21 protein-coding genes are annotated in these 21,201 nt (G+C 68.6%); 11 read left to right on the top strand and 10 right to left on the bottom strand.

Translation table 11 applies throughout. The features are described 5' to 3' along the window. Positions 1-238: 238 nt before the first annotated feature. The 4 genes from A5780_RS38385 to A5780_RS38370 all read left to right on the top strand — a co-directional run bounded on the left by A5780_RS38385 (position 239) and on the right by A5780_RS38370 (position 5,164). A complete protein-coding gene (locus tag A5780_RS38385; protein ID WP_156769778.1) occupies positions 239-1,039 on the top strand; it encodes a hypothetical protein in 801 nt (266 codons plus the stop codon). Between the two features lie 74 nt (positions 1,040-1,113). Next, positions 1,114-3,267: a molybdopterin oxidoreductase family protein gene (locus A5780_RS38380; RefSeq protein WP_064911465.1), complete on the top strand. Its 2,154-nt coding sequence runs from the start codon at positions 1,114-1,116 to the stop codon at positions 3,265-3,267. Positions 3,268-3,379: 112 nt separating this feature from the next. Further along, positions 3,380-3,595: a biotin/lipoyl-binding carrier protein gene (locus A5780_RS38375; RefSeq protein ID WP_062963647.1), complete on the top strand. Its 216-nt coding sequence runs from the start codon at positions 3,380-3,382 to the stop codon at positions 3,593-3,595. A 54-nt stretch (positions 3,596-3,649) separates the two neighbouring features. Then, the gene (locus tag A5780_RS38370) at positions 3,650-5,164 is read left to right on the top strand and encodes a sensor histidine kinase (RefSeq protein ID WP_063010261.1); all 1,515 of its coding nucleotides are present in this window, start codon (positions 3,650-3,652) and stop codon (positions 5,162-5,164) included. 194 nt (positions 5,165-5,358) lie between these two features. On the opposite strand, the gene A5780_RS38365 is transcribed toward A5780_RS38370, so the two are convergent. Both A5780_RS38365 and A5780_RS38360 read right to left on the bottom strand, forming a co-directional pair. Next, positions 5,359-5,613 carry a WhiB family transcriptional regulator gene (locus A5780_RS38365; protein ID WP_030516005.1) on the bottom strand — a complete coding sequence of 85 codons (255 nt, stop codon included), beginning with the start codon at positions 5,611-5,613 and terminating at the stop codon, positions 5,359-5,361. A 234-nt stretch (positions 5,614-5,847) separates the two neighbouring features. Continuing rightward, positions 5,848-6,873, bottom strand: a complete 1,026-nt coding sequence (locus A5780_RS38360) for a diacylglycerol kinase family protein (protein ID WP_064911464.1) — start codon at positions 6,871-6,873, stop codon at positions 5,848-5,850. 89 nt (positions 6,874-6,962) lie between these two features. Between A5780_RS38360 and A5780_RS38355 the strand changes: the two genes are divergently transcribed. Continuing rightward, on the top strand, positions 6,963-7,409 hold the full coding sequence (locus tag A5780_RS38355; protein ID WP_369829576.1) for a hypothetical protein: 447 nt from the start codon (positions 6,963-6,965) through the stop codon (positions 7,407-7,409). On the opposite strand, the gene A5780_RS38350 is transcribed toward A5780_RS38355, so the two are convergent. The 7 genes from A5780_RS38350 to A5780_RS38320 form a co-directional block, all read right to left on the bottom strand. Beyond that, entirely contained in the window at positions 7,391-7,984 is a 594-nt protein-coding gene (locus tag A5780_RS38350; protein WP_231983227.1) for an N-acetyltransferase, read from the bottom strand. The genes A5780_RS38355 and A5780_RS38350 overlap by 19 nt on opposite strands. Positions 7,985-8,014: 30 nt before the next feature. Then, positions 8,015-9,307: an RNA polymerase sigma factor gene (locus tag A5780_RS38345; protein ID WP_064902997.1), complete on the bottom strand. Its 1,293-nt coding sequence runs from the start codon at positions 9,305-9,307 to the stop codon at positions 8,015-8,017. A gap of 8 nt (positions 9,308-9,315) precedes the next feature. Continuing rightward, positions 9,316-9,657, bottom strand: coding sequence for a YciI family protein (locus A5780_RS38340; protein ID WP_063010269.1), 342 nt, complete (start codon positions 9,655-9,657; stop codon positions 9,316-9,318). 93 nt (positions 9,658-9,750) lie between these two features. After that, complete coding sequence (locus A5780_RS38335) at positions 9,751-10,230, bottom strand: GNAT family N-acetyltransferase (protein ID WP_063010271.1); 480 nt, start codon at positions 10,228-10,230, stop codon at positions 9,751-9,753. After that, on the bottom strand, positions 10,227-10,835 hold the full coding sequence (locus A5780_RS38330; RefSeq protein ID WP_082856700.1) for an acid phosphatase: 609 nt from the start codon (positions 10,833-10,835) through the stop codon (positions 10,227-10,229). Before A5780_RS38330 ends, A5780_RS38335 begins: the two co-directional genes overlap by 4 nt. Before the next feature lie 56 nt (positions 10,836-10,891). Beyond that, the gene (locus A5780_RS38325) at positions 10,892-12,109 is read right to left on the bottom strand and encodes a PQQ-binding-like beta-propeller repeat protein (RefSeq protein ID WP_063010274.1); all 1,218 of its coding nucleotides are present in this window, start codon (positions 12,107-12,109) and stop codon (positions 10,892-10,894) included. Between the two features lie 26 nt (positions 12,110-12,135). Then, a complete protein-coding gene (locus A5780_RS38320; RefSeq protein ID WP_174554945.1) occupies positions 12,136-13,746 on the bottom strand; it encodes a DEAD/DEAH box helicase in 1,611 nt (536 codons plus the stop codon). A gap of 571 nt (positions 13,747-14,317) precedes the next feature. Between A5780_RS38320 and A5780_RS38315 the strand changes: the two genes are divergently transcribed. From A5780_RS38315 to A5780_RS38305, 3 genes are all read left to right on the top strand, one after another. Further along, positions 14,318-15,367, top strand: a complete 1,050-nt coding sequence (locus tag A5780_RS38315; RefSeq protein WP_064911490.1) for an alpha/beta fold hydrolase — start codon at positions 14,318-14,320, stop codon at positions 15,365-15,367. Positions 15,368-15,496: 129 nt separating this feature from the next. Continuing rightward, on the top strand, positions 15,497-16,195 hold the full coding sequence (locus A5780_RS38310; RefSeq protein WP_063010276.1) for a ferritin-like fold-containing protein: 699 nt from the start codon (positions 15,497-15,499) through the stop codon (positions 16,193-16,195). A gap of 124 nt (positions 16,196-16,319) precedes the next feature. Then, the gene (locus A5780_RS38305) at positions 16,320-16,547 is read left to right on the top strand and encodes a DUF3107 domain-containing protein (RefSeq protein WP_030515993.1); all 228 of its coding nucleotides are present in this window, start codon (positions 16,320-16,322) and stop codon (positions 16,545-16,547) included. 100 nt (positions 16,548-16,647) lie between these two features. On the opposite strand, the gene A5780_RS38300 is transcribed toward A5780_RS38305, so the two are convergent. Further along, positions 16,648-17,310 (bottom strand): TetR/AcrR family transcriptional regulator, encoded by a 663-nt coding sequence (locus A5780_RS38300; protein ID WP_030515992.1) that lies wholly within the window; start codon positions 17,308-17,310, stop codon positions 16,648-16,650. 429 nt (positions 17,311-17,739) lie between these two features. On the opposite strand from A5780_RS38300, the gene A5780_RS38295 reads away from it, so the two are divergent. The 3 genes from A5780_RS38295 to A5780_RS38285 all read left to right on the top strand — a co-directional run bounded on the left by A5780_RS38295 (position 17,740) and on the right by A5780_RS38285 (position 21,161). Then, complete coding sequence (locus A5780_RS38295; protein WP_063010459.1) at positions 17,740-18,717, top strand: DUF3152 domain-containing protein; 978 nt, start codon at positions 17,740-17,742, stop codon at positions 18,715-18,717. 221 nt (positions 18,718-18,938) lie between these two features. Then, complete coding sequence (gene moeZ, locus A5780_RS38290; protein WP_064904133.1) at positions 18,939-20,138, top strand: adenylyltransferase/sulfurtransferase MoeZ; 1,200 nt, start codon at positions 18,939-18,941, stop codon at positions 20,136-20,138. A gap of 171 nt (positions 20,139-20,309) precedes the next feature. Next, positions 20,310-21,161, top strand: a complete 852-nt coding sequence (locus tag A5780_RS38285; protein ID WP_030515989.1) for a TIGR02569 family protein — start codon at positions 20,310-20,312, stop codon at positions 21,159-21,161. Positions 21,162-21,201 lie beyond the last annotated feature (40 nt).

Genomic DNA, 21,201 nt, shown 5'->3' with positions numbered 1-21,201 from the left:
AGTCGTCCGCACCCTTCCGTACGGTAATAGCTATCGCGCATTATTTCGGTCCGGCAGTGTCATAGCCGATGCGTTATCCGCATGATTGCCGCGAGCGCGCCCGAGTCGGTTCGATAGCCAAGATCGCTCGTGAATTGCAAGTAGTGCCTCCCACTGCTGGGAGCGGCTTCCGGTTGTGCGCCGGGGCAAGTGCTGGCATCGTCTTCCCCGCGGGACAGCAGCGGGCGTGAGGGATGTGATGAGTTCTGAATCCAACCGGCCGCCCGGGCACGCGCCGCAACCGTTCGGGCCGCCGGTGGGCTCCGCCGATTGGTATTCGCCGCCCCGCCCGCCGCAGCCGCCTCCGTTGCGCGATTCGCGTCCCGCGGCCTCGCCGCCGCGGATCGTCCGGCGCCCGCCCGAGTCGCCGGAATGGGCGATCGATCCCGATGCCATCCAGCTCGCACTGGGCCCGGCCACGCGTCCGCCGCGCCGGCCCCGGGGCCGCAAATGGTGGATCGCCGCATCGGCTGCAGTCGTCGTGCTCGCGCTGGCCGGTGGCGGAATCGCGCTGGCCGTCACGGCCACGCGAAAGGAGCCGGGTACCGCCGCCGCGATCGTGACCTCGACGACCTCCGCTCCGGCCGGCTCAGCCGAAACGTCCGCCCCCGCTTCTGGGCCACAGACTCCGGCCTGCCCAGCGGAGGCGCACGACGGCATCGTGGTGGGCAACGGGGCCGGTGGCGTCACCGATGGGCCGAATTCGATTCTGGGATTCGAATATTCGTACTACACCGAGCGCAGCGGCGAGCGCGCCCAGGCCTTCGTCGCGCCGGATACCGTCAACGTCGCTCCCGCTGTGGGGCTGCAGCAGGCGATCGACACCGTGATCCCGGTCGGGACCACGTACTGCGTCCACATCACCACGCGCGAGCCGGAGCTGTTCGATGTGGATATCGAGGAATACCGGCCGGACGGCGGTCACACGACCTACCGGCAATCCGTGCGCACGGTCGTCCGCGACGGCCGCACCCTGCTCTACGAGATCCGCGGGCGGTAGCGCCGATCCGGCGGGGCTGTACCGATGCCGCGGGCGCCGGTACGCTGCGAGATGCCGCGCTGAGAGGATGTGCCATGGATACTCGCATTGTTTCTCGGCAGTGCACCCTGTGTGAGGCGCACTGCGGAATCCGGGTCACCGTCGAGGACGACCGCGTCGTCCGGATCGAGGGAGATCCCGACGATGTGCTGTCCCAGGGATATATCTGTCCCAAGGCCACGGCGATGGGTGCACTGCACCACGACCCGGACCGGCTTCGCACACCGGTACGCCGAGTCGGCGATCGGTTCGAGCCGATCGGATGGGACGAGGCGTTCCGGGAGATCGGGCAGCGGCTGCGCGAGATCCGCTCCGAACACGGTCCGAGCGCGATCGGCATGTATCTGGGAAACCCTGCGGCACATAGTTCTTCGGTGCTGTACGGCGTGCTGCTGCGGGTGGCGCTGCTGACCCGCAACTTCTTCTCCGCCTCGTCGATCGATCAGTTCCCGCAGGAGTTCGCGGCCTGGCGGATGTTCGGATCCAATGTCCTCATGCCGGTCGCCGATATCGATCGCACCGACCGGCTGGTGATCCTGGGGGCCAATCCGGCCGTGTCGAACGGGTCGGTGACCACCATGCCGAACGCCAAACAGCGCATCAAGCGGGTGCGGGAGCGCGGCGGCACGGTCGTGGTGATCGATCCACGCCGCACCGAGACCGCGCGGCTGGCCGACCAGCACATCGCGGTCGTCCCCGGTGGTGACGTCTACCTGCTGCTGGCCGTGCTCCATGTGCTGATCGACGAGAAGCTGTGCGACGAGCGGGCGGTGCGCGCGCGCTGCACGGGCTGGGACGAGCTGCGCGAGACCGTCGCGCAGTGCACTCCCGAACTCGCGGCCCCGCACGCCGGTGTCGACGCCGAGACCATCCGCGGTTTCGCCCGCGACCATGCCGCGGCCCGCTCGGCCGTGCTCTACGCGCGGATCGGGGTGTGTCAGCAGGTGACCGGCACGCTCACGCACTGGCTGGTGAACACGATCAACGCGGTGACCGGCAATCTGGACCGGGCGGGCGGCCAGATGTTCGCGACCGCGCCGGTCGACGCCGCCCGGTACGCCAAATACCTGCCGATGGGGCACGGGGCGTGGACCGATCGCTCGGGCCGCTACAAGTCCTTCCGATCCGAACTGCCGGTGGCGGCGCTGGCCGACGAAATTCTCACCGAGGGCCGCGGGCAGATCCGGGCGATGGTCACCTACGCCGGCAATCCGGTGCTGTCGACGCCGCAGCGCGGGCGCCTCGACGCGGCGCTGGAATCGCTGGATTTCTTTGTGGCCGTGGACATGTACGTCACCGAGACCACTCGGCACGCCGACATCATCCTGCCGCCGGTGTCCCAGCTCGAGCGCGAGGACGTCAATCTGCTGTTCCCGGTCTTCAGTGTGCGCAACAACCTGCGCTACGACGCCAAGGTTTTCGAGCCGCCGGCCGACGGGCTAGAGGACTGGCAGATCATGGCCCGGCTGGTCACCGAGGTGGTGCCGCTGCCCGCGCGACGCCTCACGGGCAAGGCGCTCAACGCGGTATTCGAACGACTCTCGCCCCTGCGGTTGGCGGCCCTGGGCATCGCGGCCGGTCCGTACGGCGTGCTGCGCCGCGGACGGGCGGGCCTGACGATCACCAAGCTGCGCGCTTCCGTGGGCGGTGTGGATCTCGGACCGCTGCGCCCGCGCCTGCGCACGCTGATCGGCACTCGCGACCGCAAGGTCCGGCTGGCGCCGCAGGACTTCTGTGCCGAGGTGGCGAAGCTGCTCGCCGATCTGCCGGCCACGCCGCGCACCGCGGCCGACGGATACGATCTGCGCCTGATCGGCCGGCGCCACCTGCGCAGCAACAACTCCTGGTTGCACAACGTCCCGGCCATGGTGAAGGGCCGCGATCGCTGCACCGTGCTCATGCATCCCGTCGACGCCGGCGCGCGCGGGCTGACCGACGGCGAACCGGTCACGGTCTCCTCGCCGAGCGGTTCGATCGTGGTGACCCTCGAGGTCGGCGACGATATCCGCCCCGGCACGGTCGCGATCCCGCACGGCTGGGGCCACCGTGAACCCGGCGTGGGCTGGCGGGTCGCCGCCTCCCTCCCGGGCGCCAATGTCAACCTCCTCCACGACCCGGCGCTGGTCGACCCGCTGTCCGGCACGGCCGCGGTCAACAACACCTGGGTCACGGTGAGCGCCACCGCATAGCCGGCGCGACAGCGCCTACGGCCCGGTATCTTTCGAGCGATCGAACGCTCTCGGTACGGATGTGGTTGGCTGTACCGTCAGCGGATACGGGCCGATCGACCGGAAGGGTGTCATGGCTGAGGAAGTGCTCGCGGAGATGGTGTCGACCGTCTTCCAGATCGTCGCGCAGGAGGGTGCGGCGGTGCATGAGGGTGACACCCTGGTCCTGCTGGAATCGATGAAGATGGAGATCCCGGTGGTGGCCGAGTCGGACGGAACCGTGGCCTCGATCAATGTGAAACCCGGCGATGTCCTCCAGAAGGGCGATCTGATCGCCGTCATCTCGTAGCTTCGGCCGCGACACGACTTCGGCCCGCGGGCGCGTGCCGTAGCCTTTGTTCCCGTGTCCACTCTTAGTGATCTGCTCGCCGAACACACCGATCTCCCCGGTGCGGCGGTGGATCATCTGCAGCGCGTAGTGGGGGATTGGCAGCTGCTGGCCGATCTGTCGTTCGCCGATCTGCAACTGTGGGTCGGCATCGGCCCGGTGACCGACGGTGCCGATGTGGTGTGCGTCGCCCAGTGCCGGCCCACGACCGCCCCGACGGTTCAGCCCGACGATCTGGTCGGGTCGCTGGCCTCCCGCCAGGATCATCCGCAGATCTTCCAGGCCCTGAGCTCGGGCGAGATCGTGCGTGTGGAGGGTGACGGCGAATCCGCCGGCGTCTACCACCCGACCCCCGCACGAGTCATCCGCGAGGGTATTCCGGTGCGCTGCGGCACCGACGTCATCGCCGTGCTGGGCCGCGATACCGATATGCAGCGCTCGAAGGTCCGCGGCAGCCTCGAACACGCCTATATGAGCTGCGCCGACGATCTGTGCCAGATGATCGCCGACGGCACCTTCCCGACGCTGGAGGACCGCACCGGCTCACATTCCAGTCCGCGCGCCGGGGACGGCTTCATCCGTCTCGACACCGACGGGTCGGTCGTCTACGCCAGCCCGAACGCGCTGTCGGCGTATCACCGCATGGGCCTGCAGAGCGAATTGGCCGGACAGGATCTGGCCCAGTCGACCCGTTCCCTGATCACCGATCCGTTCGACGCGCAGGAGGTCGTCAGCGACATCCAGGCCGCGCTGGCCGGCAAATCGGGGCGGCGGATGGAGGTCGAGGCCCGCGGTGCGACGGTGCTGCTGCGCACGCTGGTGCTGCGCCCGCACGGTGAACTGGCGGGGGCCGCGGTGCTGGTCCGCGATGTCACGGAGGTCAAGCGCCGCGACCGGGCGCTGCTGTCCAAGGACGCCACCATCCGCGAGATCCATCACCGGGTGAAGAACAACCTGCAGACCGTCGCCGCGCTGCTGCGCCTGCAGGCCCGCCGCACCGAGAACGAGGAGGCCCGGGTGGCGCTCACCGAATCGGTGCGCCGCGTCACCTCCATCGCCTCCGTGCACGAAATGCTGTCGATGTCGGTGGACGAGGAGGTCGACCTCGACGAGGTGGTGGATCGCCTGCTGCCGATCATGGCCGATGTGGCGACCGTGCACACCGCCCGCATCAAGGTCCGCCGCGACGGTTCGCTGGGAGTTTTCTCCGCCGAACGCGCGACCCCGTTGGTGATGGTGTTGACCGAATTGGTGCAGAACGCCATCGAGCACGCCTTCGATGCCGGCGAAAACGGAACTGTCACAATACGTTCCGAGCGTTCGGCGCGCTGGCTGGACGTCATCATCAGCGACGACGGGCGCGGGTTGCCGGAGGGATTCAGCCTGGAGGGTTCCGATCGGCTGGGATTGCAGATCGTGCGCACTCTGGTCACCGCGGAACTCGGGGGCTCGATCGGTTTGCATCCGGGCGCCGATATCGGCACCGACGCGGTGCTGCGGGTGCCGCTGGGCCGTCGCAACTCACGCTGAAAGCGTCCCGCGCAAGCACCGCCACTCGCGGAAATCGGATAAGTCCGAATCGCCGTCGGACGGTTATGTGAAATAGGGCGGGAAAACAATCCGGCAACAAAAACAGTGAAGCCCGGCACCTTTCCGGTGCCGGGCCGAAATGCGTTACCGGTCGAGGTTGTGCGGTTTACTACGAGCCGGTAACGCCGCGCGTCTCAGACGACGCTGCGAGTGCGGGTGCGGGCGTTGCGCCGCTTCAGCGCCCGGCGTTCGTCTTCGCTCATACCACCCCACACGCCGGCATCCTGTCCGGAGGACAGGGCCCAGGACAGGCAGTCGGCGGTCACGGGGCAGCGGGCGCAGACCAGCTTGGCATCGGCAATCTGCGCGAGCGCCGGACCACTGTTACCCACCGGGAAGAACAGCTCGGGGTCCTCGTCGCGACAGATGGCCTTGTGGCGCCAGTCCATTCCTCTGCTCCTTTGCATGGGCGCCGCAAGGCGCCGCTGGTTTGTGGTCCGTTCACTTGTGCGTCTCGAATGTTTCCGCACGGTTGCTTGTGAATGCTTTCACGAACACCGTAGATGTCAATAGCCTTCGGGTGCACCGTGGGGAAGCTCACGCTCTAAAGCCCTGAAAAGCCGGGCCTGCGGAGTCCTTTGTACTCGCTTGCGCTGGTTTCCGCAGCACAACTGCGATGTTTCTCAGTTGTGTCGGCTGGATTCCGGCTTGGGAGCGACTACTTCGAGCACCTCCGGCACCGAGGTGAAATCCACCACGTTGCGCCGGCCGATGAAGTCGCCATCGATTTGCAGACCGACCTCGTCGTCGGCCTCGATTCGCACCGAAGATACATCGTCGACGCGAAACAAATTGCGGGCCTTCGGATCTCCGTCGGAAGCCAGGAGTTGCCTGGCGACCGACAGTGTCGGCAATACCCTCATCGTCCGCATCGCAAACACACCCAGTCCGCGTTCGAACGTCGTTCCGGGATTGGTGCGCACCGGGGTGTTGTCCAGATACGTCCACGGGCTGGTGTTCGTCACGAAGGCGTAATGCACGCCCGGCACCGGTTCGCGTCCGGGAACACGCACGGTGATCGCGGGCTCGCGCCGCTTGGCCCGGAAGAATTGCCGGACCGTGGTGCGCAGATAACGGGCCGGGGTGGCGGCGTGGCCCGCGGCGCGGCTGCGATCGATCGCCTCGCACACGTCGGCGTCCAGCCCGACGCCCGCGCTGAACGCGCACCAGCGGCCGTCGGCGACCATCAGGCCGATCCGGCGATCGCCGGCATGCGCCTCGCTGTTGTCGAGCGAGAGCAGATCGATGAGCTGATTGGTCGCGGCCACCGGATCCGCTTCGATACCCAGCGAGCGCGCGAACACGTTCGCCGAGCCGCCGGGGATCACGCCCAGTCGCGGGATCCAGGTGCCCGAACGTTGCGCGGCGGCCGATTCCGCGGCGCCGGCCGAGTCCGGCCCGGACGTGGCCTGTTTCGGCAGGGGGAGAAATCCGTTGACGGTCTCGTTGACCGTGCCGTCGCCGCCGTGCACCACGATCAGGTCCATCTCGGCATCGGTCGCCCACTGCGCCAATTCGGCGGCGTGGCCGCGATGCTGGGTGTGGGCCACGATGAGCTGGGTGCGGCTCTCCAGCGCGTGGGCGAGCAGATCCCGCGTGGCCGGAGTGGTCGAGGTGGCATTCGGATTCACGATCAACAGCGTCCGCACCCTCAGCAGCCTACTGAGCGATCGCCACCGGATCCCGCGGAGGCGACCACGCGTGCGAGGCCCGGTTCGCGCGGTTCTACGCTGGGCAGGTGGCGAAGCAGAACGCGGACAGTGAGAGCACCGGCGGCACCACCGGCGGCGCGGCCGACCCGACTCCCGGCACGGTGCGCGGCGCGGGTGCGCTGGCCGCGCTCGAGGGCCTGATCGGGGTGATCATCGCGATCGTGCTCGTGGTGCAGGGCATCACGTCGGCCGACACCTCCGCGAAATCGGCGTACGGCACCGCCGCCTGGTTCGTGATCCTGGCCGGCGCGGTGCTGGCCGCCGGTATCGGCCTGCTGCGCGGTAAGCGCTGGGGCCGGGCCATCGTGGTGATCGCGCAGGTGCTGTTGCTGCCCGCCGCGTGGTACATGCTCAGCTCGCATCGGTTCGAACTGGGCATCCCGGTCGGGCTGGTCGCCCTCGTCACCCTCGGCTTGATCTTCTCGCCGCCGTCGGTGCGCTGGATGGCCCAGGCCTACGACGTCGCCGACTGACGCCACATCGGCCACAGCAGCGGTCCGCCACCCGTGGCGTCGAGTTCGCCGCGCAGATCGAAGCCGTAGCGCTCGTAATAGGCGATATTGGCGAACTTGCTGGATTCCAGGTAGGCGGGCGCGCCGGTTTCGTCACAGTGCGCCAGCCGCGGCCCCAGCAGGGCGTGCCCGTACCCCTTGCCGCGGACCGCGGGATCGGTGCCGACGATGGCGAGATACCAATGCGGTTCGTGCGGATGCGCCTTGCTCATCCGGTCCGACATCCGCCCGACGGCGAGCAGTCGCAATCGGAACGCACGTGCCAATGCGGGCAGCATCCGCAGTTGATCGCCACCGGACGAATCCCACTGCCCGGGGGGCGACCACACCGCGCCCCCGACGATCCGGCCCGATTCGTCGAAGGCCGCGTCGACCGCCCCGTGCGCCAGGTACAGATGCCGGATCAGCGCGCCGAACATGGTCGCCGCGCGGGCGGGCCGGGTGCGGTCGGCCGGTAGGCACCACTGCATGATCGGATCGTCGTCGAAGGCCAGACCCAGTACCCGGGCCAGTTCCGGCACTTCGGATTCCGTCACGGGACGAACGGTGACCTCCATCGGTCCACCCTATCGGTCGAGGTCGGCCAGGCGGCGGTCGAGAAATTCGCGCTCGGCCGCATTCTCGGTCAGCAACAGGGCCTCGGAGTAGGCTAGCCGGGCCTCGTCGAGCCGCCCGAGTTCGGCGAGGAAGTGCGCGCGGGCGGCGGGGAGATAGCTGTACCCGGCCAGCTGCGGTTCGGCGGCGAGTGCGTCGAGCGCGGCGAAACCGGCGGCGGGATCGCCGGCCATCCCGATCGCGACGGCCCGGTTGAGCGCCACCACCGGCGAGGGCCAGATCCGGCTCAGGACGTCGTAGAGCCCGCGGATCTCCTGCCAGTCGGTGGCGTCGTAACTGGGCGCCTCGGCGTGAACGGCGGCGATCGCGGCCTGCAGCGCGTAGCGGCCCGGCCGCCGTTCCAGTGCGAAGCGGACCAGCGCGATGCCCTGCCCGATCTCCTCCCGGTCCCAGCGCGCGCGGTCCTGATCGGCCAGCGCGACCATGGCGCCCTCGGGGGTCACCCGCGCCGCGCGGCGGGCGTCGGTGAGCAGCAGGAGGGCGAGCAGGCCGGCGATCTCCGGATCCTCGGGCAGCAGACCGTGCAGCATCCGCGCCAGATCGAGGGCGCGTTCGGTGAGATCGCGGCGGATGAGGTTCTCGCCCGACGGTGCGGTGTGCCCGGTGGTGAACAGCAGATGCACCACCGCCAGCACGGCCTCGATGCGCTCGGGCAATTCCGCCGGGCCCGGCACGCGGTAGGGGATCCGGGCGGCGGCGATCTTCTTCTTGGCGCGGGTGATCCGCGCGGCCATCGTCGGCTCGGCCACCAGGAAGGCGCGCGCGACCTCGGCCGTGGTGAGTCCGCAGACCAGGCGCAGGGTCAGCGCGACCTGGGTCTGCGGGGCCAGTGCCGGATGGCAGCAGGTGCAGATCAGTCGCAGACGGTCGTCGGGGAACTGTGGGTCGTACGGGTCGATCGCATCGAAAATACCTGTCTCGGTGGTCTTTTCGTCCGCGATAAGCAGCGGCAACGCCCGGCGCGCGGTGGACCGGCGGCGTAGCAGATCGAGTGCGCGGTTGCGGGCCACCGTGGTCAGCCAGGCCGCGGGCCGGGACGGAATTCCGTCCGCGGCCCATCGCATCAACGCCTGGGCGTACGCGTCCTGAACGCATTCCTCGGCGAGTTCGAGGTCGTGGGTCACCCGCACGGTCGCCGCCAGTACGAACGCCCACTCCCGGCGATGCGCGTCGGCCACCGCCGCGGCGACCCGGTCGGGGCCGCCGCGATCGGTCGAGCCGTGGTCGGAGCAGCCGTCGAGCACGGTGCGGCTCAGCTCAATTCGAGGATCGGGCGCACTTCCACGCCCCCGAATTCCATCGGCACCCGCCGGGCGATGGCGATCGCGGCGTCCAGGTCCTCGGCCTCGACCAGGTAGTAGCCGCCGAGCTGCTCCTTGGTCTCGGCGAACGGGCCGTCGGTGATCACGAAGTCGCCGGCGCCGTCCGGCCGCACACTGGTGGCGGTGTCACTGTGGTGCAACGCGTTTCCGCCGCGCAGCGCCGCCGCGTGGTCCTCGCCGAACTGCCGGTGGCTCTCCGCCATCGCGCTGCCGGACTCCGGTTCGGCCGCGGCACGCTCGTCCTGATAGATGAGGATCAGATACTGCGACATGATTTCGTCCTCCGAGTAGGTGGCCCGCCTTTCGAGCCATTCAACTCTTCGACGCGCACCCCGCCGCGGAATCGACACCGGCGCGAGAAATTCTCAGGAATTTCCGGAATCGGCGAGCCGCGCGAGCGCGTCACCGGCGAGCCGGAAGCCGGTCCACTCGTCCTGTGCCACCGCGCCCAGCCCGCGGTAGAACTCGATCGAGGGCGTATTCCAGTCCAGCACCGACCAATCCACCCGGGTGTAGCCGTGGGCCACGGCCTCGCGGGCCAGCTCGGCGAGCAGCGCCTTGCCCAGGCCACGACCGCGCGCCTCGGGCCGGACGTAGAGATCTTCCAGGTAGATGCCGTGCTTACCGGTCCAGGTCGAATAGTTCAGGAACCAGATCGCGCATCCGGCGACCCGCGCATCGACGGTCGCGACGTGGGCGAACACCGCCGGCGCCGGACCGAACAGCGCGGCGTGCAGGTCCTCGGCCGTCAGCGCGCACTGGTCGCGTGCCTTCTCGTATTCGGCGAGGTCGTAGACCAGCTCGACGAGGGCGGGCACATCCTCGGGCGTGGCGCGGCGGATCATCGGCCGGCCTCGGGCGGCACGATATTGTGCGCCAGAATCGTGGCGGCCTGATGATCGTGGCCGAGCACGCTGATCGCGGCGGTGGACAGGAAGAAGCGCCGTCCCTCCCGGGCCGGGAAACCCGCCCAGCGCGCGATCAGCACCCGGGAGAAATGTCCGTGCCCGACCAGCACCACATCGCGGGTGCGCAGCGCCGACGCCACCGATTCCAGCACCCGGTCGGCCCGCGCGCCGACCGCGTCGACGGATTCGCCGCCCGGTACGTCGCCGGTGAAGACGGTCCAGCCGGGGGCGGTTTCGCGGATCTGCGGGGTGGTCAGGCCCTCGTAGTCGCCGTAATCCCATTCGACCAGTTCGTCGTCGATCCGCGGATCGGGCAGCCCGGCCAGTTCGGCGCTGTGCACGGCACGCTTCTTCGGGCTGGTCAGCACCAGCGGATCGCTGAGGTCGAGACCGGCGAGGACCTTTCCGGCTGCTCGCGCCTGAGCTTCGCCGCGTTCGGTGAGCGCGATATCGGTGCGCCCGGTGTGTTTGCGTGCCGCCGACCACGCGGTCTCGCCGTGCCGCAGCAGCACCAGCCGATAGTCCCTGTCCGATGCACTCATGATTCCGATCATGCCGCACCGCGGGAGCGACCGGCCGGACGGATCGACGCGAGGGTTCAGCTGGTTCCGTAGAGCCGGCCGCCCCGCAACTCCAGCACCACCGGACCGCTCACGGCCAGTGAGATCGGCTCCCCGTGGTAGTCGCTGCGCCGCAACGGGATCCGCTTCTGCTGGGCGCCGCTGCCGGGATCGAGGGCCGCGATCCCGTCGGCCACCGGCACCAGGACGTTGCCCGCCATCATCGCCGGCGCGCCCAGGGCGTCCGGTGCGGTCCACAGCGGCTCGAAGGTGCTCGCGCTCAAGGCGATCACGCTGTTGCCGGTGAACACGAAATACGCCGAGCCGAGTCGGGTCACCGTGCTGTTGTCGGCGATCGGCGCGGAGAGACGGTGCACCGCAAGTGAATTCGCGTTGGCGTCGTAGATCGCGAATTCCGGTGGGGCGGCGTCGGTTCCGGGAAGATACAGGGCGATCCGGTTGTCCGCGACCGCGATCACCCGGGCGTTGCCGGCCGCCGCCCCGGGTTCGGTCAGGACGTGCGAGCCGTACTCCTCCGGGGCGGAGGCGTCCTTCGGCGCCGGATTCAGCACCGTCAGCCGGTCCGCGGCGTCGTCGGGGCAGCGTTCCAGCACGGCCAGGCGGCTGCCACCCGAGGCCGCCGACAGCAGCGTGCAGCCGTGCCGGGGTTGTGTGTGCGGGTTCACCTGCGCGTCGACGTAGCCGTATTCGAGGGTGCGGACCAGATCCGAACGCCACATCTCCAGCCGGCGTGGTCCCTGCGCCAGCACATAGGTGCCGTCGGTGGACAGCCGGACCTGCGAGTCCATATAGCTGCTGCGCGCGGTGCGCCGGCGCCCGTCCTCCGCGCCGAGCATCGTGGTCTGGCTGCACCCGCGCGGATCGCGGTAGGTGGCGATCACGGTGGCGAACTGGCTCTCCAGCGCGCACAGGGGCAGATCGCGCTGGTATTTCCAGAGCTCTCGCCCGGTGGTCGCATCGAGACCGCGGACGGTGCCGCCGTCGCCGGTGATGGCGACGCCGCTGGAGGTCAGCGCCCGCGCGGAGACGCCGTCGGGTGCCTGCCACCGTTCGGTGAGGGCGTCCGGCAGCCGATCGGCCGCCGGCGCCACCGAGGCCGGATGGGCCGCGGGATCGGATTCGGTGCCGCGGGCGTCGCTCGTCGACCACGCGACAGCGGCCGCGATCGCCACGACAACGGCGATCGCGACTGCGGCATAGAGGTCGGCGCGCGTCCGCCGCTCGGGTGCGAGCACGTCAGCGAGACTAACCGATCCGGCGACTAGGCCGATGCGGCAGTCTGATCGCCACCCGTTGCCGCGCTACCGGACTCGTCTGCCGAGACGTCACCGCCGGTGGTGTCGCCGCCCTCCGCGGCGGGCTTGCGGCGCCGGCGGCGACGACGCCGCGCCGGCTTGTCGCCCTCGGCCGCTTCGCCCGCGGGTTGTTCGGCCGGAACCGATTGCGCCGCAGCGCTTTCCGCGGTGTCCGTCGCGGACTCGGCAGACTCGGCCGTGGCGCCCTCGGGTGCGTCGACCGCCTTACCACCGCGGGTGCGGCGGCGATTGCGCTTGCGCGGCTGGCGTGCCTCCCGCTCCACCACGACCGCATCCGTTTCGCGCGCGGGTGCGCGCCGCACGGTTCCGGTCGCGTTCTCCGGAATGCCGAGATCGCTGCGCAGGTGCTCGGAGCGCGAGTAGGTTTCCACCGGCTCGGGCATGCCCAGGCTCAGCGCGGAATTGATGCTCTCCCAGCGATGCAGCTCGTCCCAGTCGACCAGGGTGACCGCGACACCGGTGCGCCCGGCCCGGCCGGTGCGGCCGATGCGGTGCACGTAGGTCTTCTCGTCCTCCGGGCACTGGTAGTTGACGACGTGGGTGACGTCGTCGATATCGATACCGCGGGCGGCGACATCGGTCGCGACCAGCACGTCGATCTTGCCTTTGCGGAATTTGTCCAGCGCCTTCTCACGCGCGATCTGACCCAGATCGCCGTGAACCGCGCCGACGGCGAAACCGCGGTCGGCCAGATCGTCGGCGACCTTCTGGGCGGTGCGCTTGGTGCGGGTGAAGATCATGGTCGCGCCGCGCGCCTCGGCCTGCAGGATGCGCGCGACCAATTCGCTCTTGTCCAGCGCGTGGGCGCGGTAGACGAATTGCGCGGTGCGGTCGTGCACCGCGGAATCGGAGGGTTCCTCGGCCCGGATATGCGTGGGCTTGTGCAGGAACGTGCGGGCCAGCGTGATGATCGGGCCCGGCATGGTCGCCGAGAACAGCATGGTCTGTCGCTGTTCGGGAACCATCGACAGAATGCGCTCGATATCGGGCAGGAAGCCCAGGTCGAGCATTTCGTCGGCCTCGTCGAGCACGAGTACGCCGACCTTGCCCAGGATCAGATGCTGCTGTTCGGCCAGATCCAGCAGACGGCCCGGGGTGCCGACGACGACGTCGACCCCTTCGCGCAATGCGGCGATCTGCGCGTCGTAGGGGCGGCCGCCGTAGATCGAGGTGACGCGCAGGCGTCCCTGCTGATTGCTCAGGTATTTGCCGGCGTTCTCCAGATCCTGGGTGACCTGGACGCAGAGTTCCCGCGTCGGCACGATGACGAGCGCGCGGGGCGTGCCGTCCAATGCCGTGGTGCCGGAATCGGCGGTGGAAATTCGGTGCAGCAGCGGTACGCCGAATCCGAAGGTCTTACCCATACCGGTGCGGGCCTGGCCGATCAGATCGTCGCCGGCCAGCGCGAGGGGGAGGGTCAACTCCTGAATGGCGAATGTGTGTTCGATTCCGATCTCGCCGAGAGCGCGCACGATTTCGGGGCGAACGCCCAATTCGGCGAATGTCGGAGTGGTGTGGGTGGAGTCGAGTTCCGCTGTCAGCAGCGTGTCCGCCAACCCGGGTTCTTGTTCGACGGTGATCTTGCTCAGGATTCGTGCCTTCCTCGTGTTGATCGCATCCAGCGCGCACGAGGGTGGATTGGGACCGGATTTCCGGGCCACCACATTTCCGGCGGGTTCCACCTGCACTCTCGCCACCCGGATCGCTGTCCGGGCGCGGCGCAAAGGGGTCGCGGATCTGGTGCGCGCACATTTTCGGCGGGCTTCGGTTACCCCTTGTCGCACTGCCTCGACCACCGGTCCCGATATGCCGGCCGGGATATGGCGGTGCGAGCGAAAATTTCCGTTGCCCACAGAGATTGTAGCGTGATAGCTTTCTTCGCCTCGCTCCCGCTGTCGTGGGCGGCTGCTCGGTGTCCGGTCCGGCTGCGGCACACGGTAATTCGTCGTGACCGGCGAAATTGTGCGGTCGATGAGAACGAGGATTTCGCGGAAGTATGTACAGGCGCGCCGCGGGTTCGATATGTCCGCTTTCCCCTCGGTGCGAGCGGATTCCGCGGGCGGTCCCGGCCGGGCGTGGCCCAGCCCACATATGTGAGACGGTGTGTCACACGATAAATTGGTCGCCGTGAGCTTGGCAGAGACCGTGGGCGCCGCGGCCCGCAACGCATGGGCGCTGACCTTCGGCGACGGCATCGAAGCGCCCGTTCCCACTCCCTCGACGGTGCTCTGGGACGAACCGCACCGGCTGCTGCGACGCTACGACGTCGATCCCGCCGGGCCCCCGCCCGCCGACGACACGGCGGTGCTGATGGTTCCGCCGCTGGCGGCCCCCGCGGTGTGCTTCGACCTGCGCCCGGACCAGAGTATGGCCCGCTTCCTGCTGGAGATCGGCCGCCGCCCCTATCTGGTCGACTACGGCGAGATCGGCTTCGCCGACCGCCGCATGGGATTCGAGGACTGGGTCGACGACATTCTGCCCGAGGCGGTGCGCCGCGTCTCGGCCGATCGCGACGGAGCTCCCGTCGATCTGGTCGGCTGGTCCCTCGGCGGCGTGCTGTCGCTGCTCACCGCCGCGGCCGACGCGACCTTGCCGATTCGCTCCGTCACCGCCGTCGGCGCACCGCTGGACTACAACCGGGTGAACGGGGTCCCGCAGGTGCGCGCGCTGGCGCGCATCGACGGCGGGCGCACGGTGTCGAACCTGGTCCGGGCGGCCGGCGGTGTTCCGGCGCCGCTGACCCGCCTGGCCTACCGCGCCGCCGCCTGGGAGCGGGAATTGCGCCGGCCGATGTTCCTGGCCGGCAATCTGACCGATTCGGCGACGCTGGCCCGGATGGAGACGATCGACCGGTTCCAGTCCCGCCTGCCCGGCTACCCCGGCCGCTTCTACAACCAGCTGTGGAGCCGGTTCATGCTCGCCAACGACATCGGCAGGGGCGTGGTGCACGTCGGCGCCCGGCCGATCGAGCTGGCCGAGATCACCGCGCCGGTACTGCTGGTGGGCGGGACCGACGACGTGATCACTCCCGCGGCGGCGGTGGCGCACGGGCAGCGAACGCTGACCGGCGCCCGCGAGGTGCGATACGAGACCTCGCCCGGCAGTCATCTGGGCATCCTGATCGCCCGCGACACCACGTGGGGCTACCTGGAGAAATTTCTGGGCGACCAGGCATGATCCGGCGGCGCGGCGGCGACAGCTGTCCGCCGGTTCGGACGTGCCGGTGTGAAGCGCGGCCGGCGGGGGAACTCTTTTCGGCGCCGCGCCGCCGCCCCCTCCGGGCGCCGACCCACTAGGGTGGTGGCCATGGGTGCAAACACATCTGGCGCGCTGGGTGTTTCGACCGAATCCGATCATCGAATCCCCGCCGACCATCTCGGTGTCACCGATCTGTTCGCGGTTCTCGCCTACGGTGAGATCTCCGCGTTCTACCGCCTGGCGGAAGAGGCGAAATTATCGCCCACGCTGCGGGGCAAGGTGGCGGTGGCGAAGATGGCCGCGGCCGAGATGGAGCATTTCGAGACGCTCGAGCGGGCGCTGCAGGGGCGCGGCGTCGACGTCTTCGACGCGATGGCGCCGTTCGTGCGGGCCCTGGACGCCTACCACGCCTCGACCGATCCCTCGAACTGGCTCGAGTCGATGGTCAAGTTCTATGTCGGCGACGGTATCGCCGCCGACTTCTACGCGGTGCTCGCCGATGCGCTGGCGCCGGAGGTGGCCGCGGTCGTGCGCGATGTGCTGGCCGAGACCCACCACTCGGAATTCGTCATCGAGGAGGTGCGCCGGGCGGTCACCGTCAGCCGCTCCGAGCGCGACCGGCTCACGCTGTGGGGCCGTCGGCTGCTCGGCGAGGCCATCACCCAGGCGCAGTACGTGATGGCCCAGCGCGACGAGCTGACCGAACTGGTGCTCACCGCCACCGGCGACCTCAACGGGGTGGCGGCGCTGTTCGAACGGATGCAGAACTCGCATGCCGAGCGGATGCGGGTGCTGAGCCTGGGATGAGCCGCTCGCGACGGCCGTCGGGACCGGCGGCTGTTCGCTGACAGCACAGGCAGGCGCATCGTCTCCGACCCGTTCGCTGCACTAGCCTGGGCAGCGACACCATCTGGACTCTAGGAGGTTGGCCGTGGAGGTCAAGATCGGCATTTCGGATAGCCCGCGGGAACTGGTCATCGCCAGCTCGCAGACCCCGGAGGAGGTCGAGGCGCTGGTATCCGGCGCGCTGAGCGGTTCGGGCGGTGTGCTGACCCTCGAGGACGAGAAGGGCCGCAAGTACCTGATCCAGGCCGCGAAGGTGGCCTATGTCGAAATCGGCACCTCCACCAGCGGCCGCGTGGGTTTCGCCGCGGTGTGATTCTCCTGCGGCGAGGGAACTCGTCGCCGCTGTATCGAACTCGAAAGGCCCGGATCCGCGGTGGCGGATCCGGGCCTCGTCGTTTCGGTCGCGGGCGCTCTCAGCGCTGGGAGAGCGGCACGCGGGACAGACCGCCCCAACAGAGCTGGACGGTGGTGTCGACGGCCTCTTCCTTCGGGATCGGCCGGTCCGCCTCGAGCCAGTAGCGCGCGGTGATCTGACTGGCGCCCACGAGTCCCACGGCCAGAATGCGGGCGCGGTAGGGGTCCAGTCCGGAATCGTGGGCGACGAGGTCGAAGACCGCGTCCACGCAGGCCTCGGTGGCCTGTTCGACGCGCCGCTGCACCTGCGGCTCGCTGGTCAGGTCGGATTCGAAAACCAGTCGGAAACCCTGGGTTTCGTGGTCGACGAAGTCGAAGTACGCCGCGACGGCGGCCCGGACGCGCTGCCGGTTGTCGGTGGTCGACCGCAGCGCCTGGCGGACACTCGACACCAAAGCGTCGATGTAGTTCTGCAGGACCGCCAGATACAGTTCGAGCTTACTCGAAAAGTGCTGGTACAGAACGGGTTTGGAGACGCCGGCGCATTGCGAGATCTCGTCCATGCCGGCGGCGTGGTAGCCGCGCAGCACGAAGACCTCGCTGGCCGCGGCGAGCAGCTGGGCACGGCGCGCCTCCCGGGGTAGGCGAGTTCCGCGCTTGCTCGGTGCCATGGCCTCGGACGACAGTCGCGAGGACGTCATCCGGTCCACGAGGTCAGTCATTTCGGTTCTCCCAGTCGATTCCCGGCGGGAACGTGGATGTGCACGGTATTCAACGAACGATACTCGTTCGTGATGCAGCCCGCTGCGGGTCGGCTGCACTGGCTGGGAAGCCGATCCCGTTCCTGCCGTTGTGGTATTCGAATAACCTTCCACACCTATTGGCAACCTGTCAGTAACTGGCCGCCGTGAGAAATCTCGCACAGCGGTGAGATTTCTCGCAACCCCGGCCGGTCAACGGCAGGTACGTAGATGTCGCCGAACGGCCTGTGAGAATCTGTTCGGGTGAGCGAACAACGGGGCAGAACGACCGGCGGGCCCGATTCGCCTCGCCCCGCAGGTGTTCTGGCCGCGCGCGCGGAATCGGCCGCTACCGGTCGGCGTGACCGGCAGCAACCTACGGAAAGCTCCGAATTCTACGATCCGCTCGGCCTGTATTCCGGCAATGGCCACGGCGATCGTTCCCATCAACCGCTGCGTGCGAAATGGGATCCGACCGGCGCCCACGATGCGGCGAATCGGCCACGGCCGGAACGCGATACGAAGAAGCAGAGCGCGCTGGGGCGGTTCGTCTCCACCTACGGCTGGCGGGCCTACGCGCTTCCGGTACTGGTGATCATCACCGTGCTGGTGATCGTGGACGCCGTCAAGGGGGGTACCGACACCTCCGGCGGCTCCACCCCCGCCCTGGGCCGGCTCAGCCAGCACACCAGCAACGCCGGCATCATCGGCGCACCACCCAAGGGCGACGGTAAGTTCGCCGGCGATCCGCCCTCCGGCGCGCTGCCCGCGGGCGGGGCGTTCACGGAGACCGCGGCGGGCACCTGGCATATCGTTCCCGGCGCATCGGCGCAGGTCGGGGCCGGTCAGGCGCATCTGTTCACCTACACCGTCGAGGTCGAGAACGGAGTCGACACCACCTCGCTCGGCGGGGACGATTCGGTGGCCAAGATGGTGGACGCCACCCTGGCCAACCCGAAGAGCTGGACCCACGATCCGCGCTTCGGCTTCCGCCGGATCGACAACGGCGAACCGGATTTCCGGGTCTCGCTGACCTCCCGGCAGACCACCAAATCGGCCTGCGGTTTCGAAATCCCGATCGACTCCTCCTGCTACAACTCCGATCTGGGCCGCGTGGTTCTCTCCGAGGTGCGCTGGGTGCGCGGCGCCACCGCCTTCGAGGGCGATATCGGCTCCTACCGGCAATATCAGATCAACCACGAGGTCGGTCACGCCATCGGCTACCACGAACATCAGCCGTGCGAGATCGACGGCGGATTGGCGCCGGTGATGATGCAGCAGACCTTCGGCACCCGCAACAACGACATCGCGACCCTGGACCCGCAGGGTGTGGTGCCGATGGACGGGAAGAAATGCCGGTTCAACCCTTGGCCGTACCCCCGCGGGTGACAACGGCTTGCCAACGCCACCGCTGATCTCTGGAGTACATGGGTAACTCGCCGGGGACGGGCTACGCCGAGCGGGCAGCCAACCGCCGGCCCGACAGGCAAATCTCGCGGCAGTCGGCGACACGTTAAAGTTGCGGAGAGGCGGCACAGGGAAGAACGGCCCGATTCGCCGCGTTGCACCGATCAGCCCTAACGGCGAATTCGATTCGAGGAGTCTGCGACGTGTCATCACCACAGTCCCTGCCGCCACTGGTCGAACCGGCCGCGGAGCTGACCAGGGATGAGGTCGCCCGCTACAGCCGGCATCTGATCATTCCCGATGTCGGGATGGACGGGCAGAAACGCCTGAAGAATGCCAAGGTGCTGGTGATCGGTGCGGGTGGTCTGGGCTCGCCGGCGCTGCTGTACCTGGCCGCCGCCGGTGTCGGCACGCTCGGCATCGTGGAGTTCGACGAGGTGGACGCGTCGAATCTGCAGCGGCAGATCATCCACGGCGAATCCGATATCGGCCGCAGCAAGGCCGACAGTGCGCGCGATTCGATTCTGGAGATCAATTCCGGCGTCGAGGTGGTGCTGCACAAGATCCGCCTGGAGCCGGAGAACGCGGTCGAGCTGTTCGCGCAGTACGACCTGATCGTCGACGGCACCGACAACTTCGCCACCCGCTATCTGGTCAACGACGCCGCCGTGCTGGCCGGTAAGCCGTACGTGTGGGGGTCGATCTATCGGTTCGAGGGCCAGGTGTCGGTGTTCTGGGAGGACGCCCCCGACGGCCCGAACGGTGAGAAGCGCGGCATCAACTACCGCGACCTGTACCCCGAGGCGCCGCCGCCGGGCATGGTTCCGTCCTGCGCCGAGGGCGGCGTGCTGGGTGTGCTGTGCGCGTCGATCGGTTCGATCATGGTCACCGAGGCCATCAAGCTCATCACCGGCATCGGGGAGACCCTGCTCGGCCGGCTGATGGTCTACGACGCACTGGATATGAACTACCGCACCATCAAGCTGCGGCGCGATCCCGAGCGTCAGCCCATCACGGAGCTCATCGACTACGAGGCGTTCTGTGGTGTGGTCTCGGAGGAGGGCCAGGCCGCCGCCGTGGGTTCCACGGTGACCGCGCGCGAGCTCAAGGACATGCTCGACGCGGGCAAGGACGTCGCCATCATCGACGTCCGCGAACCGGTGGAGTGGGACATCGTCCGCATCGACGGCGCGACCCTGATCCCCAAGGACCGCATCCTGTCCGGCGAGGCGCTCGCCGAACTTCCGCAGAACACACCGATCGTCCTGCACTGCAAGACCGGCATCCGGTCAGCGGAGGCACTGGCCGCCTTGAAGCGCGCCGGATTCTCCGACGCGACCCACCTCCAGGGCGGAATCGTCGCCTGGGCCAACCAGGTCGACCAGAGCCTGCCGGTGTACTAGGAAAAGGTCTCGGCGCTGAGACGACTGATCTCGTGAGTACATGGGTAACTCGTCGGGTACGCCCGACACTGGACAGATTTCCGACGCAGGACCTGTGACCAACGTATGTGGCTCACGACTCGTATGGCCTGAATACGCGGGGAGGCGGGGCAGCGGGGTTACGGTACGGCCGTGACATCTGTCGAACCTCCGGAGCATGTGCGGGCCACCTTCGGGCTGCGCGAAGTGTCCCCGGTCGCGCTGGGCGACTGGGACGGTGGGTGGCGGTGCGGAGAGGTCGTGCTCAGCCCGGTGGCCGACCACGCCCGGGCGGCGTGGTCGGCGAAGGTCCGGGAAACACTGCAGGTGGACGGGGTGCGGCTGGCGCGGCCGGTGCGCGCCACCGACGGTCGCTACGTGGTGTCCGGCTGGCGTGCCGATACCTATATGGACGGCACCCCGGAACCGCGCCACGACGAGGTGGTGTCGGTATCACTACGCCTGCACCACGCCACCGCCCGGCTGGAGCGCCCGCGCTTCCTGGTCCAGCAGCCGATCGCACCGTGGGTCGATGTCGACGTGTTCGTCGCCGCGGACCGGGCCGCGTGGGAGTCGGTGCCGCTGCGCAGCCTGAAAGCCGGCGGCATGCTGCCGGTGACCACGCCGGACGGCCGCCACAGCATCGATATGCTGGCGCAGCTGGCGACGCTGCGTAAACCGGTGCAGATCCCGTCGCAGTTGGTGCACGGCGATCTGTTCGGCACGGTGTTGTTCGCGAACGGCCAGGCGCCGGGGCTCACCGACATCACCCCCTACTGGCGGCCCGCGTCCTGGGCGGCCGGGGTGATCGTGGTCGACGCGCTCTCCTGGGGAGGTGCGGATCCGGGTCTGCTCGAGCGATGGTCGGATCTGCCGGAGTGGCCGCAGATGTTGTTGCGCGCGGTTATGTTCCGGCTCGCGGTGCACGCGCTGCATCCGCGCTCGACAGCGGAGGCGTTTCCCGGTCTGGCGCATACCGCCGACATGATCCGCTTGATGCTCTAGCGGGCCCGCCGATCGGATGCGACCGGCGAGCCCGCAGTTT

The sequence above is a fragment of the Nocardia sp. 852002-20019_SCH5090214 genome, assembly GCF_001665865.1.
Lineage (GTDB): Bacteria > Actinomycetota > Actinomycetes > Mycobacteriales > Mycobacteriaceae > Nocardia > Nocardia nova.
The sequence above is the reverse complement of the archived record's forward strand: the minus strand, read 5'-3'. Positions and strand labels throughout refer to the sequence as shown.

Bases quoted from the DNA above. Each gene is read 5' to 3' on its own strand.
- A5780_RS38385 (WP_156769778.1), top strand. From the start codon at position 239: ATGAGTTCTGAATCCAACCGGCCGCCCGGGCACGCGCCGCAACCGTTC.
- A5780_RS38380 (WP_064911465.1), top strand. From the start codon at position 1,114: ATGGATACTCGCATTGTTTCTCGGCAGTGCACCCTGTGTGAGGCGCAC.
- A5780_RS38375 (WP_062963647.1), top strand. From the start codon at position 3,380: ATGGCTGAGGAAGTGCTCGCGGAGATGGTGTCGACCGTCTTCCAGATC.
- A5780_RS38365 (WP_030516005.1), bottom strand. From the start codon at position 5,613: ATGGACTGGCGCCACAAGGCCATCTGTCGCGACGAGGACCCCGAGCTG.
- A5780_RS38340 (WP_063010269.1), bottom strand. From the start codon at position 9,657: ATGTCGCAGTATCTGATCCTCATCTATCAGGACGAGCGTGCCGCGGCC.
- A5780_RS38335 (WP_063010271.1), bottom strand. From the start codon at position 10,230: ATGATCCGCCGCGCCACGCCCGAGGATGTGCCCGCCCTCGTCGAGCTG.
- A5780_RS38330 (WP_082856700.1), bottom strand. From the start codon at position 10,835: ATGAGTGCATCGGACAGGGACTATCGGCTGGTGCTGCTGCGGCACGGC.
- A5780_RS38310 (WP_063010276.1), top strand. From the start codon at position 15,497: ATGGGTGCAAACACATCTGGCGCGCTGGGTGTTTCGACCGAATCCGAT.
- A5780_RS38300 (WP_030515992.1), bottom strand. From the start codon at position 17,310: ATGACTGACCTCGTGGACCGGATGACGTCCTCGCGACTGTCGTCCGAG.